The sequence below is a fragment of the Trinickia soli genome (assembly GCF_002879855.1).
GTDB classification, from domain to species: Bacteria; Pseudomonadota; Gammaproteobacteria; order Burkholderiales; family Burkholderiaceae; genus Trinickia; species Trinickia soli.
In genome coordinates this window covers 42,685-57,427 of sequence record NZ_PNYB01000027.1, presented here as the reverse complement: position 1 = coordinate 57,427, position 14,743 = coordinate 42,685, and the positions used below count along the sequence as shown (strand labels likewise).

Annotated in this window: 13 protein-coding genes; all 13 read left to right on the top strand. The window is 63.5% G+C overall.

The genetic code is table 11. The features are described 5' to 3' along the window. Nucleotides 1-222 precede the first annotated feature (222 nt). The 13 genes from C0Z19_RS23680 to esaR all read left to right on the top strand — a co-directional run bounded on the left by C0Z19_RS23680 (nucleotide 223) and on the right by esaR (nucleotide 14,733). Nucleotides 223-1,137 (top strand): DMT family transporter, encoded by a 915-nt coding sequence (locus C0Z19_RS23680; protein WP_158243057.1) that lies wholly within the window; start codon nucleotides 223-225, stop codon nucleotides 1,135-1,137. A gap of 115 nt (nucleotides 1,138-1,252) precedes the next feature. Next, nucleotides 1,253-2,404, top strand: coding sequence for an aminotransferase class I/II-fold pyridoxal phosphate-dependent enzyme (locus tag C0Z19_RS23675; RefSeq protein ID WP_102612276.1), 1,152 nt, complete (start codon nucleotides 1,253-1,255; stop codon nucleotides 2,402-2,404). A gap of 2 nt (nucleotides 2,405-2,406) precedes the next feature. After that, nucleotides 2,407-3,081: a DUF2848 domain-containing protein gene (locus C0Z19_RS23670; protein WP_102612275.1), complete on the top strand. Its 675-nt coding sequence runs from the start codon at nucleotides 2,407-2,409 to the stop codon at nucleotides 3,079-3,081. Nucleotides 3,082-3,118: 37 nt separating this feature from the next. After that, nucleotides 3,119-3,487 carry a cupin domain-containing protein gene (locus tag C0Z19_RS23665; RefSeq protein ID WP_102612274.1) on the top strand — a complete coding sequence of 123 codons (369 nt, stop codon included), beginning with the start codon at nucleotides 3,119-3,121 and terminating at the stop codon, nucleotides 3,485-3,487. 8 nt (nucleotides 3,488-3,495) lie between these two features. After that, on the top strand, nucleotides 3,496-5,169 hold the full coding sequence (locus C0Z19_RS23660; RefSeq protein WP_146012127.1) for an NAD(P)/FAD-dependent oxidoreductase: 1,674 nt from the start codon (nucleotides 3,496-3,498) through the stop codon (nucleotides 5,167-5,169). Nucleotides 5,170-5,214: 45 nt separating this feature from the next. Continuing rightward, the gene (locus C0Z19_RS23655; RefSeq protein ID WP_102612272.1) at nucleotides 5,215-6,570 is read left to right on the top strand and encodes a cation:proton antiporter; all 1,356 of its coding nucleotides are present in this window, start codon (nucleotides 5,215-5,217) and stop codon (nucleotides 6,568-6,570) included. Nucleotides 6,571-6,623: 53 nt separating this feature from the next. After that, on the top strand, nucleotides 6,624-7,247 hold the full coding sequence (gstA, locus tag C0Z19_RS23650) for a glutathione transferase GstA (RefSeq protein WP_102612271.1): 624 nt from the start codon (nucleotides 6,624-6,626) through the stop codon (nucleotides 7,245-7,247). Nucleotides 7,248-7,272: 25 nt separating this feature from the next. Further along, entirely contained in the window at nucleotides 7,273-8,643 is a 1,371-nt protein-coding gene (locus C0Z19_RS23645; RefSeq protein WP_102612270.1) for an aminotransferase class V-fold PLP-dependent enzyme, read from the top strand. Beyond that, entirely contained in the window at nucleotides 8,636-9,265 is a 630-nt protein-coding gene (locus tag C0Z19_RS23640) for a gamma-glutamylcyclotransferase (RefSeq protein WP_102612269.1), read from the top strand. Before C0Z19_RS23645 ends, C0Z19_RS23640 begins: the two co-directional genes overlap by 8 nt. A gap of 338 nt (nucleotides 9,266-9,603) precedes the next feature. Next, a complete protein-coding gene (rsmB, locus tag C0Z19_RS23635; protein ID WP_425330307.1) occupies nucleotides 9,604-11,049 on the top strand; it encodes a 16S rRNA (cytosine(967)-C(5))-methyltransferase RsmB in 1,446 nt (481 codons plus the stop codon). Continuing rightward, the gene (locus tag C0Z19_RS23630) at nucleotides 11,046-11,639 is read left to right on the top strand and encodes a DUF4390 domain-containing protein (protein WP_102612268.1); all 594 of its coding nucleotides are present in this window, start codon (nucleotides 11,046-11,048) and stop codon (nucleotides 11,637-11,639) included. Before rsmB ends, C0Z19_RS23630 begins: the two co-directional genes overlap by 4 nt. After that, nucleotides 11,629-14,043, top strand: coding sequence for a sensor histidine kinase (locus C0Z19_RS23625; protein WP_102612267.1), 2,415 nt, complete (start codon nucleotides 11,629-11,631; stop codon nucleotides 14,041-14,043). Before C0Z19_RS23630 ends, C0Z19_RS23625 begins: the two co-directional genes overlap by 11 nt. Beyond that, entirely contained in the window at nucleotides 14,044-14,733 is a 690-nt protein-coding gene (gene esaR / locus C0Z19_RS23620; RefSeq protein WP_102612266.1) for a response regulator transcription factor EsaR, read from the top strand. It abuts the gene before it with no gap. Nucleotides 14,734-14,743: the final 10 nt, after the last annotated feature.

Below are 14,743 nucleotides of genomic sequence, written 5' to 3'. Positions count from 1 at the left end.
TTTCTAATCGCCGGCGAGCGCGCTACCGAGGGTGTTCCGACGGGGCGGGCGGCCGGCGATGTACTAATAAAAATCTCCAATCATCCAGTCCAGCCATTTTCGATTATTTTCAATCAATCTTAGCTAATTAGAATTACGACATAAGAGATTGGAATGGCTTGGCGGTCCGCCCTCCGATACGCTGTCCCGTGCTGCATATTCGTTGCCGAAAGGAGAGGAACAATGCGGCTTGCCGTACTGTATGGAATACTGGCGGCGCTGATTTGGGCTGGACAACCTGTGGTTTCCAAGTTCGGCTATCACGCCGGCCTCACGGCTGTCGATCAGACCTTCTTGCGATATGCGACGAGCGGCCTGTTGCTCCTGCCGTACGTGGTTCGCCGCTGCGGTCGCGACGCATTCGGCCTCGGCTGGGGGCGTGCGGCGGTGTTGATGCTGGCGGCAGGCCCGCTTTACAGCCTCGTGCTCATCGGTGGTGTTGCTTGGGCTCCGGCGGCGCATAGTTCGCTTATTTATCCTGCCTTGACGCCTATCTTCGGCGCGCTGCTGATGAAGTGGCTCGTGGGGCGCTCCGAACATATTCCTCTTCCCGGCTTGGCGTTATTGGTTGGCGGGGTCGTCATCGTCGGCTTTGCCAATGTGTTGGGCCATAACACCCAATCGTTGCCTCACGCGTGGCGCGGCGATGTGCTGTTCGTGCTCGCAGCGCTCATATGGGCCGTCTATCTTCTGCTCGTGCGCCGCTGGAAAGCGGACCCCTTCGCCGTGGTGGGCATTGTTCAAATGAGTGCCGTCATTTACGTGGCGCCTTATCTGGCCTTGAAGGGATTTGCCGTATTTCACACGGACTGGCGGCAATTGATATTGCAGGCACTGTATCTAGGCGTCGGTGTGAGTATCGGCGCGGTCACGCTGATCAATCTCGCGGTTAGAGAATTGGGCGCGAAGGCGTCCATGTTCACCGCGCTGGTACCGCCTTTCGGCGTCGGGTTGGCCGTCTTTCTGCTCGGCGAACCGGCCACTCCGCTCGTCATGCTCGGCACCGCCGCGATCGGGGCTGGCCTTGCCTGGTCGTTGATTGCCAAGGTGCGTGGCATCGCACCATCGGTAGCGTCGGCAAGCACGTCGCCTGAATAGCCGCACCGGAATTCACTCCCGAATTCGCCCTCGACGAACCCGTCCTTTCGTGCGTCGCCGCGTGTCGTAACCGATGCGCGCGGGGTTACCTTTTCGACTACAAAACGAGTTCGACATGCTGCAACGAACGGGTTGGTCGCGGTTACCGCAAAATGAGGGCTCGATTTTTGCCCGTTACAGCAAGGAAGCGCTCCGACACGGGGCGCTCAATCTGGCGCAGGGTTTTCCTGATTTCTCGCCCAACTCGCGTTTGCTCGAAGCGTTGGAGCATGCGGCACGCATGCCGCAAATGCACCAATATGCCGCGCCCGAGGGCGTGCCGGAACTGCGCGAAGCCGTGGCCGGCATGCTGGAGGATCTGCACGGCGTCAAGATCGACCCGGCAACGGAATTGACGATCACGGCGGGCGCGACGGAGGCCATCTTCGTCGCGGCACAGGCCATGTTGCGTCCGGGAGACGAAGCGATCTTCTTTTCCCCTGCGTTCGAATGCTATGAGCCGGCCATCCGGCTTGCAGGGGCAACTCCCGTGTGCGTGTCTCTGACTGCGGGGCACCTGCCCGACTGGGACGACTTTCGTGCCCGTCTCAATGCGCGTACGCGTCTTGTCGTCGTCAACAACCCGCACAACCCCACCGGCACGTGTTGGCCGAGGGCCGAAATGCAGATGCTGGCCATGCTGGCCCACATGCACGGATTTCAGGTGATGAGCGACGAGGTGTACCACTCCATGGCGATTCCGCCGCGGCGGCACGTGTGCGCGTGGTCGCAGCCGGCGTTGGTCGATCGCTCGGCAATGATTGGTTCGCTCGGCAAGATCCTTCACGTCACGGGGTGGCGCCTGGGCTATGTGGTGGCCTCTGCGGCCGTGACGGACGAACTGCGCAAGCTGCATCAGTTCGTCACGTATGCGTCGTCCACGCCGTTGCAGCATGCGGCGGCGGCGGCCTTGTCCGAAGCCGACAGTTATCGCTCGCTCGGCTCGTTCGTCCAGCGCAAGCGTGACCGATTTCTGTCGGGCCTGGAAGGCTCGCGCTTCGCCTGGCAGCCGAGCCAGGGCGGGTATTTTCAGCTGCTCGATTACGCGGGCATCAGCGACGATGCCGACACGGCTTTTAGCGAATACCTGCTCAAGGAGCACCGGGTTGCCGCGCTGCCCTTGTCCGGCTTCGGTGCATGTCCGAAAACATCGCGGCAGCTGCGCTTTTGCATCGCGAAGAAAGACGACACCTTGGACCAGGCTGCCGCGATTCTGCGAGGAATCTGACGATGCTCAACTTGCAATGCCTGCCCCGCGAAGGCGAACCGACACGCGTCGCGCTGGCGCCCAGCAAGCTGGCGATCGCCGGCTGGACCGGGCGCGACCCGGCCACGCTCCAAGCTCATATCGAAGAGCTGGCGAAACTCGGTGTGCCGCCGCCTTTGAGGACGCCGCTTGTCTATCGCGTCTCCGCTTCGCTTCTCACGCAACAAGACGTGATCCAGGTGCAAGGCGAGCGCACGAGCGGCGAGGCGGAATTCGTGCTCACGCGGCTCGGCGGCCATCTATGGGTCGGTATCGGATCCGACCATACCTGTCGTGCGCTCGAGACGCTCAGCGTGCCGGCCTCCAAGCAATGCTGTGCCAAGCCTATCGGGCCGGCGCTGTGGCGATTCTCGGACCTGCAAGCCCATTGGGATCGTCTGCAACTGCGCTCTTACGCCGTGCGCAAGGGACACCGCATGCCATACCAGTGCGCGTCCGTGGCAGCCATCTTGCCGCCGGACACACTGCTGGGGCTGTGCGAGGCCGAGCAAGTGAATCTCGACGAGAGCCTCGTTTTTTGCGGCACCGTGCCCCTGCTTTCGGGTTGGGCTCAGGCCGATGAATTTATCTGCGAACTGCATGACCCGGTGCTGAATCGACGGATCGAATGCCGGTACGGCGTTCAGACGCTCGATTGACGCCTGGGCCCAACCACTCAAAGGCTCAAATACGCCCATGTCAGAGCACAAGGAATTCCACCCCGTTGATCTGTCGGCCGGATGGGCGACGCCTCCCGGCTATCCCGCTGGGATCACCCAGAAGATTCTGGCCGGCAGCCTGGACGAACGAGCCAGGATCGGGCATCGCACACGGCTCTTGCGCTTCGCGCCCGGCACGCACACCACTCAGCCTTTCGTTCATGGCTATTACGAAGAGGTTTACCTGCTCAGCGGCGATCTCATCGTTGGGAACGACGCCGACGGACAAGGGGGAACGCCGTTCGCTCCCCATACCTATGCCTGCCGGCCGCCCGGTGTTCATCACGGTCCGTTCAAATCCGAGCAGGGCTGCCTGTTGCTCGAAATTCACTACTTTCTTCGGTGAACATCGCCATGAGTCGATCGGCTTCCATGCATGACGTCGTCATCCTCGGCTCCGGTTTGGCCGGCTCGGTGCTAGCCTGCGCGCTGGTTCGCCAGAACCTGAGCGTGCTGATCGTCGACAATAGCTGCCATCCGCGCTTCGCCATCGGCGAGTCCATGGTGCCGCGGTCTTCGCAGATGCTGCGCATCATCGCTCAGCAGTACGACGTGCCGGAGATTCTCAATTGCAGCAGTTTTCATGGGCTCAGAAAACACGTCACCGCCTCATGCGGCGTGAAGAAACATTTCGGCTTCGTCTACCATCGGCCCCACGAAGCGCACCGCGTCGAGGAAGCCACCCAGGCGCCTATCCCGCGTCTACCGCACGGCCCCGAATCGCATCTCTACCGGCAGGACATCGATGCCTATCTCACGTTTGCCGCGGTTAGACACGGCGCCGAGCTGAGACCCGACACGCACGTCAAGGAAGTGGAGATCGAACCCGACGGCGTTGCCCTCGTGACCGACAAGGGAGAAACGCTGCGCGCGCGGTATGTCGTGGATGCGAGCGGCACGCGCTCGCTTTTGGCCGAGAAATTCCAGATGCGCCAGACGCCCGTGCGCAGCCGTACCAATTCCTGGTCGGTGTTCTCGCACATGATCGACGTCCATCCGTTCGAAACCTGTCTGCCGCCGGGCCAGCGCCACGGTATGCCGGAGCGCTGGTCGCAAGGGACGCTGCACCATATTTTCGATGGCGGATGGTTTTGGATCATCCCCTTCGGCAATCACGACTCGGCGACCAACCCGCTGTGCAGCGTCGGCGTCAACCTGGACGGGACCAAATTCCAACGCGATCCTTCGCTGAGTGCCGAGGAAGAATTCTGGAAGTACGTCCGACGCTTCCCCTCGATGGAATGTCAATTCAAGGATGCGCGCGCCGTGCGCAACTGGATTGCGACCGGCCGGCTGCAATATAACTCGGAGCGGCAAGCGGGGGAGCGATTCTTCCTGCTCGGACACGCTGGGGGTTTTATCGACGCGCTGCACTCGCGCGGCATCGCGAATACGTTCTACATGGTGCATGCGCTGGCCGAGCGCATTCCGCAGGCCGTCGCCAGGGGCGACTTCTCGTACGCGTTCTTCGAGGATATCGCGCAATTGCAAGCCGACTTGACGGACTACAACGATCGGCTCGTCAACGGCTCCTACGGCTCTTTCATGGACTTCGAGTTGTGGAACGCTTGGTCGCGCGTCTGGCTGCTTGGCGTCACCATCGACAGCTTGCGTATCGGGCGCTTGATGTCCAAGTATTCCAATTCCGGCGATAGCAGCCTGTACCGCGGGTTGTATCGCGCCGATTGGCCCGGCTCCATCGCTCCGGACAGCGAAGAGTTCGAGACGATATTTACTGCCTGCGAGGCCGAGATCGGCGCGGCCCGCCAGGGCCTCAAAAGTCCGCGCGCGGCTGCGCAGGCCATTCACGACTGGGTGGCGACGGCGAAGTCCGTCCCTCCCACGTTGAATCTGCATGTCCCCGAGCGCCGGTACACATTGACCAACTCGTTTCTATCGCACATGCAGTTTCTCTGGTGGCGCCAGGTTGGCGCGCCGGCAACGGTCCGCCGCAAGTACTTCGACTACGGCGCCATGCCTTTCATGAAGTCCGCATTCCGGGCGCTACTGCAGCCGGAAAGCGTCTGACGCGCTGCTGCGGCGCACTTTAACCACGAACCTGGGAAAACCGACATGTTGGAGACCTGGAGTGCCGCCGCCTACGCGGCGGTCGTGCACGCGATTACGGCATCCCGATCGGCCGTAGGCGGCAGCGCCGAACAACTCACCTGTCTGTTTGTGCTGCAACTCATCGTGATACTGGCCGTGACGCGCGTGGCGGTGTGGGTCGGCACACGCGTGCTCGGGCAAACGGCCGTGGCCGGCGAAATCCTGGCTGGGCTGATGTTGGGGCCGAGCCTGTTCGGCGCGTTGTTCCCTAACGTGATGCACGACCTGTTCGCGCCGTCGACCTCCACGATCTTCCTTGGCCTCTCTCAGTTGGGGTTGGTCATGCTGATGTTCCAGATCGGGCTGGAGTTCGAATTCAAGCGCAGCTTGTCGCAATCGAGGCGCGCGCTGACGATGATCAGCATCGGCAGCATTGCCCTGCCGTTCGCGCTCGGCTATTGGACCGCGCCTTGGTTTTGGTCGCATTTGCCCGACGTGCGGCCCGGCCTGCCGGCATTCCGGTTGTTCTTCGCCATGGCAATGTCGATCACAGCCGTTCCCATCCTGGGCCGCATCATGATGGAGTTGCATGCGTCGCACACGCGTACGGCAGCCCTCACCATCGGCGCGGCCGCGATTGACGACGTGGCGGGCTGGCTCGTTCTGGGCGTGGCGGGCGCAATCGTTAGTTCCGCATTCGACCTCGGCAGCCTGGTAACGAGAATCGTCGCGCTCGTGGTGTACATCGTCGTCGTTCTTACGATCGTCAAGCCCTTTGCGCTGCGCCAGATCCGTCGACACGTCAGTATGCCGCGCCGGCTGTCGCAGCGCGCGGTAGGCGTCATGCTGCTCGGCCTGCTCGTGTCGGCCGAGATTACAAGCCGTCTGGGCGTGTTCGCCATCATCGGCGGTTTCATTCTCGGCTTCGCCCTGCACGAGGACCGGATCTTCGTCGAACTATGGAAGGAAAGGGTCAGCAGCGTCGTCGACACGATCCTTCTGCCGATCTTCTTCGTCTACACGGGACTGCGCACCGACGTGAGCGCGTTGCACGACGGGCAAGCGTGGCTGGTCTGTGCGGCGGTTTGCGCCGTTGCCTTCGGCGGCAAGTTCGGCGGCGCCTATCTATCGGCCCGCGCAGCGGGCGAGGATCGCCGCTGTGCGCTCGTCGTAGGCATTTGCATGAACACACGGGGCCTGATGGAACTCATCGTGCTCAATATCGGGTACGACCTCGGTGTACTGCCGAAGCAAATGTTCACCATCCTCGTCGTCATGGCGCTGGTGAGCACGCTCGTTGCCACGCCGCTGATTCGCCGCCTGATCGCGCCGGAGCGGGTCAGAACCGAGGTCCTGGGCATAGCCGCCGCACGCGAGTAACGTCGGCGCGCCGCTTCTCTTCATTCCGTCCCACATCAAGGAGTCGCTAGCATATGAAGCTTTATTACAGCCCCGGCGTGAGTTCCCTGGCAGCCCACATCGTCGCCAAGGAAGGCCGCATTCCGTTGGAACTCGTCAAGGTCGATCTGAAGACGCACCGGACCGAGAGCGGCGAAGACTTTCTCGGGATCAATCCGCGCGGCTACGTGCCGGCGCTCAAGCTTAATGACGGGGAGTTGTTGACGGAGGGCACGGTCATCCTGGAGTGGCTGGCCGACGAAGCGCCGTCCGCGAGCCTGATGCCGACCGACACCATGGCGCGCCATCGCGTCCGGCAGTGGTTGGCCTTCATCGCCACCGAACTCCACAAGCAGTGCTTCTACGCCCGCGCCGAGATGGGGCCCGATACCTCGACCATCGCGCGCGGCAAAATTACCCGCCGTTTGGCCGAAGTGAACGAACGCCTCGGTAGGACGCCGTTTTTGGCGGGCGAATCGTTCACGGTAGCCGATGCCTATCTCTTCACGATCGTGAGCTGGATGCCTCGCTTCGAGGTGGACCTGAGCGCCTATCCGCACCTGAAAGCGTTCGCCGCGTGCATGCTCGAACGCCCCGCCGTACGCGAAGCGTTGACTCAGGAAGGCCTGCTCGGTGCGTTGATCGACCGCCTCAACTGACGCGTTTTTCGATCGCCTGCGCCCCATGTCTGATCTCGCTTCCTGCCTGCTGGACCGCGAAGAGCCGTTTTTCAGCACGTTCTCTCGCGAGTTCGTTCTGAATCCCGACGTGATCTATTTGATGGCCGGCCAGAAGGGCTCCATGCCCGCTCCCGTCCTGCGGTGCTTGAAGGAGGACATCGACGCGTTGGCGCGAGATCCATTTCGCATCCATGCGGAAGATCCGCGGGCCACGCGCGAGGCGGTGGCGCGCGGCTATCGCGCCCACGTCGACGAGATCGCGATCACGCGAAATGCGACCGATGCCTTGACGCAGATATTGATGGGCATCGATTGGCAACCGGGCGACGAGGCGCTCGTCAGTCCGCTGGAGCATCCGGCGGGCATTGCCACGCTCTCGCGGATTGCGTGCCGCTACGGCGTGGCCATCCGCGTATTCGGCTTGCCGGAGCCCGCCGAGGCAACCGCGGCAGGTATCGTGGAGGCCGTAGCGCGCCGCATCCGACCGGGCCGGACAAAGCTGCTGTTTTTTTCCTCACCGCTGTGGCCAAACGGCATGCGCATGCCCGAGCGCGCATTGGCGCAGCTCGCGCAGGCGCACGGCATCATCACGGTTGTGGACGGCGCGCACTTCGCCGGCATGCTCGCGCCGGAGCTATCTGCGAGCGGTGTCGACTTTTGGGCCTTTAGCGGCCACAAGTGGCAGTGCGGGCCGGGCGGCACCGGCGTGCTCTATGCCCGCAACCGGGTTAGCGAGGCCAATCCTAATCCGTTGCCTCACCTGCACTTGATCCGCAGCGCCGCTATGCGAGACGTTCCTTTCGACGGGTCGCGGCCCGAGGGGTTCGACATCGGCTCTGCGCTGACGCAATCCGGCGCGCCCGAGGGCGCGCTCTGGCATGCACTGTCGAATGTCTGTCGCCGCTGGGATGAAATCGGCCGCGTGCGTATCGAAGCCTGGATCCTCGGATTGGCGGACTATATGCGCGAGCGCATCGCTGAGGCGTTCGGCCCGCAGGCGTTGCTTCAGCCGACGGCTGACGTTACGCTCGCCTCCGGAATCGTTGCCTTCAATCCATTCGTCAGAGAGGCTCACCGAGAGAGCCTCTCGTTGAACGAAACATTCCGCGAGCAGCTTTTGACTCAATACCGGATCAGGATTTCGGGCGGGGCGTTGGGCCCATCCGGATGGCCCGCGCTAGCCGACGATACGCCTTGCGCCTTCAAGCCTGGCGTGATCCCCAACCGCGATCCGTACGGGCTGAAACCCAAGCCGCTGGCCCACCCCCACCGCGCCAACGCGTGCGTGTGGACGCAGCGCGAGCAGGTGGATCATTTCGTGACATGCGCCCGGCAACTGGCCCGCACACTCGAGCGACGACACGCACATGACTGATGACGCTTCGTTCATCTATCCCCCGGAACTCGGGACGCTGCGCTATCTGAGCGACGGCGATCGCGAACAGCTGCTCCACGAAACGATGGCCGCCCGCCCGCCCGACGCGCCGCTCTGGGTTTTTGCGTACGGCTCGCTGATCTGGCGCCCGGATCTACCGGTTGCCGAAACGGTCGGCGCCGTCGTCGACGGATATCATCGCGGGTTGTGCCTGTGGTCGTGTTTGAGTCGAGGGACCCCTGAAGCGCCAGGGTTGGTACTGGCGCTCGACGAGGGAGGGCGGTGCCAAGGCGTGGCCCATCGGATCGATTCCGCTCAGGCGGAGGCCGCGCTGGCAATCCTTTGGAGACGTGAACTCGTTATGGATTCATATCGGCCCTGCTGGCTGGCGTGCGTGCTCGCCGATGGGCGTCAGGTGATGGCGCTCGCGTTCGTACTGCAGCGCCGCGCGTTCAATCGGGCGAGCGACGTTTCGGATCCGCTGGTTCGACACGTGCTGCGACACGCCGTGGGCAAGCACGGCAGCGCGCTCGACTATCTGGTCCAGACGGTCACGGCGCTGCGCGCGCACGGAATCGACGACGAGCATCTGGAAGGGCTGTTGCTCCGCTGCGCCGCTTAGCCGATCGTCCGGCGCAGCCCGCCTTTCCTTGCTTTGGCGCTAGATCACGGCGTAGTCGGTGTTGAGCAGACCGGTGATCAGCATGTACCCGGGCGCATGCGTGATGCACAACGCCGGCTTGGCCTGCAATGGGGATCGGCGGGGCATGCCATTTCGGTGTTGCCGCACTCGATCGTGCGGGACGATGTCGAACGCGGCCTTATCCGGATTCTGCCCACCCGGCCGGCATTCGTGCCGCGCGGTACAATATGCAACTTGTCCCACGCGGCACAGTAAGCGGTCCCCCTGCCGGATTTCAACGCCAAGCGCTGGATGTAAAGCGTCGCGTGACGTTTCCCCTGCCGATGACTCGATCTACCTCTTCCCGCCGTTCGGCGCCGAAAGCCGGCACCGAACATTTCGCCCGGTCGCACCTCGCCCCCGATTCGCTCGGCTTCGCTCTCGACGGCGCAGCAGTTGCCGTCGGCGCGGTGCGAGGAGGCAGGGCGTTGCCGGCCGCGCTGGCCGCCGGGCTGGCGTCGATGCCCGCGGCAAGCGCGATGCTCGCGCGCGGCGCAATCCAGGACATCGCCTATCGCACGCTGCGACGGCTCGGCATGGCCGACTGGCTGGTCGCGCAACTCGTGCGCAAGGCGCCGCCCGCGCACGTCGGCAATATGCTGGCTTGCGCGCTCGCGCTGTTGGCCGACGACACGTCAACCGCGGCGTACGCACCTTATACGGTCGTCGATCAAGCGGTGAACGCCATCGGCGCACGCCGCGAGTGCGCGTTCGCCAAAGGCCTCGTCAATGCCGTTCTGCGCAACTTTTTGCGCGAGCGCGAGGTCTGGCTGTCGAAGGCGCAAGCCGACGCCGTCTCGGCATGGAGCTACCCGTCCTGGTGGATCGAGGCGGTTCGGCGCGCTTGGCCCGAGGCCTGGGAGCGTGTCCTTGCCGCCGGCAACGAACCCGGCCCACTGACGTTGCGCGTGAATGCGCGGCGCACGACCGTGGCCGACTACCTGCGGACGCTCGACGAAAACGGGATCGCAGCCACGACGGTCGGGCTGCACGCGGTCAGGCTTGCGGCCCCGCTGCCCGTCGATCGGATTCCGGGGTTTTCGCAAGGCGTCGTATCGGTACAAGACGCGGGCGCGCAACTAGCGGCCGAGCAGCTCGGCGCGCGCAACGCCATGCGCGTGCTCGACGCCTGCGCAGCGCCGGGCGGCAAGACGGGCCATGTGCTCGAACTGGCCGATGTCGAACTCGTCGCGCTCGAATCGGATGCCGCGCGCGCGGCACGCATCGACGAAAATCTGTCGCGCCTCGGGCTGAAGGCGCAAGTGGTTGTCGGCGATGCGGGTGATCCGTCCCGATGGCACGACGGGCGGCCTTTCGACCGCATTCTCGCCGACGTGCCGTGTTCGGCGTCCGGCATCGTCCGGCGCCATCCCGACGTGCGCTGGCTGCGGCGCACCACCGATATCCCGGCGCTCGTTGCCGAACAGCGGCGCATCCTCGATGCGCTATGGCCGTTGCTCGCCCCGGGCGGCGAGCTGCTGTACGTCACATGCTCGATTTTTCCCGAAGAAGGCGAGGAGCAGGCACGCTGGTTTGAACGCGCCCATGAAGATGCGGTACGATTGGACGCGCCCGGGCAATTGATGCCGACTTGTCTTGGCGCTACAGCCGGATGCTCGGCTCCCGTATCGACCGGAACGCGCGCCGGGCAGCTCGAGCGCACCGGGGCCGACATCGACCACGACCACGACGGTTTTTTCTACGCGCGCTTTCAGAAACGGTGACGATCAGCAAACGCTTTTTTCCGCTTCGGCTCATGGCCTGGCTCTGGATCGGGCTGACCGTTTACCTGGCTGCGGCGGGGCCTGTGCGCGCCGACACGATTGCGGTGCAGCGTGCGTCGCTGCAGGGCGACGGCAGCGGCTGGAATCTCGATGCGCGTTTCGACTTCGAATTGAACAGCAGCCTCGAGGACGCCGTCAACAAAGGCGTGCCGCTCTATTTCACGACCGAATTCGACCTCACGCGCCCACGCTGGTATTGGTTCGATGCGCAGCCCGTGTCGGTTACGCAAACGCTGCGGCTCTCGTTTCAACCGCTGACGCGCGAATACCGCGTCTCGAGCGGCGGCTTGCAGCAGGGATTTTCATCGTTGGCCGAGGCGCTCGCGGTCGTCAAGCACGTCACTTCGTGGCACGTCATCGATCGCAATCAGGTGCAGCCCGGTGAAACATACACGGCATCGGTGCGCATGCAGCTCGACACCGCATTGATGCCCAAGCCGTTTCAGGTCGATGCGGTCAACAATCGCGACTGGACGCTCGCTTCCGACTGGAAGCGCTTTACCTTCACGGTGACCGAACGTGCTAAATAGCGTGCGTCGAAAAGCGGACCTGAGCAGCATTCTGGTCCGCGTCATCGTCTCCACCGTGGCCGTCACCGCGTTGCTGCTGCTCGTGCTGCTCGCGGCGGCCAGCGCCAATACCGAATTCTTCGATCGCTACTACTCGTGGCTCTACGCGGCCAATATCGCCGTGGCGCTCGTGTTCCTGCTGATCGTGCTGGCGCTCGTCGTGATGATTCTCGCGCGGCTGCGCAAGGGCAAGTTCGGCACGCGGCTGCTTGCGAAGCTTGCGATTTTCTTTGCGCTGGTGGGCGTCGTGCCCGGTACGATCATCTATGTGGTGTCATATCAGTTCGTCTCGCGCAGTATCGAGTCGTGGTTCGACGTCAACGTCGAAACGGCGTTGACTTCAGGGTTGAACCTCGGGCGCGGCATGCTTGAGGCGTCGTTGTCCGACCTGCAGACGAAGGCGCATGTGGTGGCCGAGCAACTGGCCGGCGCGGCGCCGAACAATACGACGCTTACGCTGCTGCGCATGCGCGATCAGTTCGGCATACAGGATGCGATGCTCGTCGAATCGGTGCGCAGCGTGTCGGGCGCGTCGCCCGATCTGCACGTGGTCGCACAGGCGTCGAGCAACATTGCGTCGTCGCTGCTGCCTGACGACCTGCCGACGCAGATCATGCTCGAGCAGGCGCGCGGCCGCGGTTACGCCAACATCGAAGGTGAAGTCGACGGCGACCCGCACGCGAAGGGAGCGAAAGGCTCGCTGCGCCTGCGCGTGGTCGTGCGTGTGCCCGATGCGAATACGTCGCTGCTGCAGCCCGCGGAGCGCTTTCTGCAACTGACGCAGCCGGTCTCGCCGAGCCTTGCGCGCAATGCCGACGCCGTTCAACGCGCCTACCGCGAGTATCAGGAGAAGGCGCTGGGCCGCACCGGCCTGCGCAAAATGTATATCGGCACGCTGACGCTCGCGCTCTTTCTTGCGACCTTCATTGCGATGATGCTGGCGCTCGCGCTGGGCAATCAGCTGGCGCGGCCGTTGTTTCTGCTGGCCAAGGGCACGAAGGAAGTGGCCGAAGGCGACTACACGCCGAAGCGTGAAATCAAATCGCGCGACGAGCTTGGCTTCCTCACGCAATCGTTCAATGCCATGACGCGCCAGTTGTCGGAGGCGCGGCTGGCTGTCGAGCGCAATCGGGTTGCGCTCGAGCATTCGAAGGCCTATCTGGAGAGCATCCTGGCGAACCTGACGGCCGGCGTGTTCGTGCTCGATCGGCAATTTCGGTTGACCACGGCCAACCGCGGCGCCGAGCGTATTTTCCGGCAGCCGTTCCAATCGATGCTGGGGGCTTCATTCGAGCATATCGGCGTGCTCTCGGAGTTTGCCGCGATCGTGCGCAAGTCATTTGTCGATCGCGAGGCGGCCAGCGAGGGCGTCGTCGATGACGGCGGTCATTGGCAGCAGCAGGTGGCGGTGACCGTGCCCGGCGAAGCCGAGCCGCTCACGTTGCTCGTGCGCGGCTCGCGGCTCGTGGCGACTACGCCGGCCGAAGCGGGCGACGAAGCGCAGACGGCCGGGTACGTGATCGTGTTCGACGACATCTCCGACGTCATTTCGGCGCAGCGCTCGGCCGCGTGGGGCGAGGTGGCGCGGCGGCTTGCGCACGAGATCAAGAATCCGCTGACGCCGATTCAACTGTCGGCCGAGCGGCTGCAGATGAAACTGGCCGACAAGCTTTCGCCGCACGACGCCGACGTGCTCAAGCGCGGCGCGACGACGATCGTCAATCAGGTCTCGGCGATGAAGCAGATGGTCGACAACTTCCGCGACTATGCGCGTACGCCGCCGGCCGTTCTGGCGAACCTGCAGTTGAACGATCTCGTGGCGGAAGTGTTGGGCCTGTACGGTGTCGAAGAAGGCAAGAGTGCGATCAAGGCCGAGCTGTCGGCGCTGCCCGTGATTCGTGGCGACGCCACGCAATTGCGCCAGGTCATCCATAACCTGCTGCAAAATGCGCAAGATGCGGTGGCGGACGTGGCGACCCCGCGTGTCGTCATCGAAACCAAGACAGTAGAATACGGCGATCCCGACGCGCAGGGGAAAGTGCGCGTCGCGGTTCGCCTGACCGTGTCCGACAACGGTCCGGGCTTTCCCGCCCGCATCCTCACGCGCGCGTTCGAACCTTATGTGACGACGAAAGCCAGAGGGACGGGGCTCGGACTCGCCATGGTCAAGAAGATCGTCGACGAACACGGCGCACGGATCGATATTCGGAATCGAGTGAAAGCAGGCGAAGCAATCGAAGGCGCGCAGATTTCGATTTTGTTCCTGCAATTGGCAGACGACGTTGCACCCGCAGGGGGGACGACCTCCCACGGCGGCGCAGCGCCGGGTGCGACAAAAGCAATAGCGCAGACAAGGGCAGCATAAATGGCGACCATCCTGGTGGTAGACGACGAAATGGGTATCCGGGAATTGCTTTCGGAAATCCTGAGCGACGAAGGACATGCCGTAGAGGTGGCGGAGAACGCGCAGCAGGCGCGCGACTACCGCCAACGTCAGGCGCCCGATCTGGTGTTGCTCGATATTTGGATGCCTGACACCGATGGTGTAACGCTCCTCAAGGAATGGGGCGCGCAGGGGCAGTTGACGATGCCGGTCATCATGATGTCGGGACACGCAACGATCGATACGGCCGTCGAGGCGACCAAGATCGGTGCGCTCAATTTTCTGGAAAAGCCGATCGCGCTGCAGAAGCTGCTGAAGGCCGTCGAGCAGGGACTCGCGCGCGGCAGCGCGTCGCCGACCATCGGTGCCGCGGCCGCAAAAGCCGTGGCGCCCGCAAATGTGGCGACGGTCGCGGCCGCCGTGGCGCTACCGATGCTCGCGGCGGACGCCGTGGCAACGAGCCCGGCCGTGCCGCAGACAGCGTCGATTTCGTTCGACATCCCTTTGCGCGATGCGCGCGACGCATTCGAGCGCGCCTATTTCGAGTATCACCTGGCGCGTGAGAACGGCAGCATGACGCGCGTGGCGGAAAAAACGGGGCTCGAGCGCACGCACCTTTATCGCAAGCTCAAGCAGTTGGGCGTCGACCTGAGCAAGAACAAAGGAGAGTGACGCCGGGGCG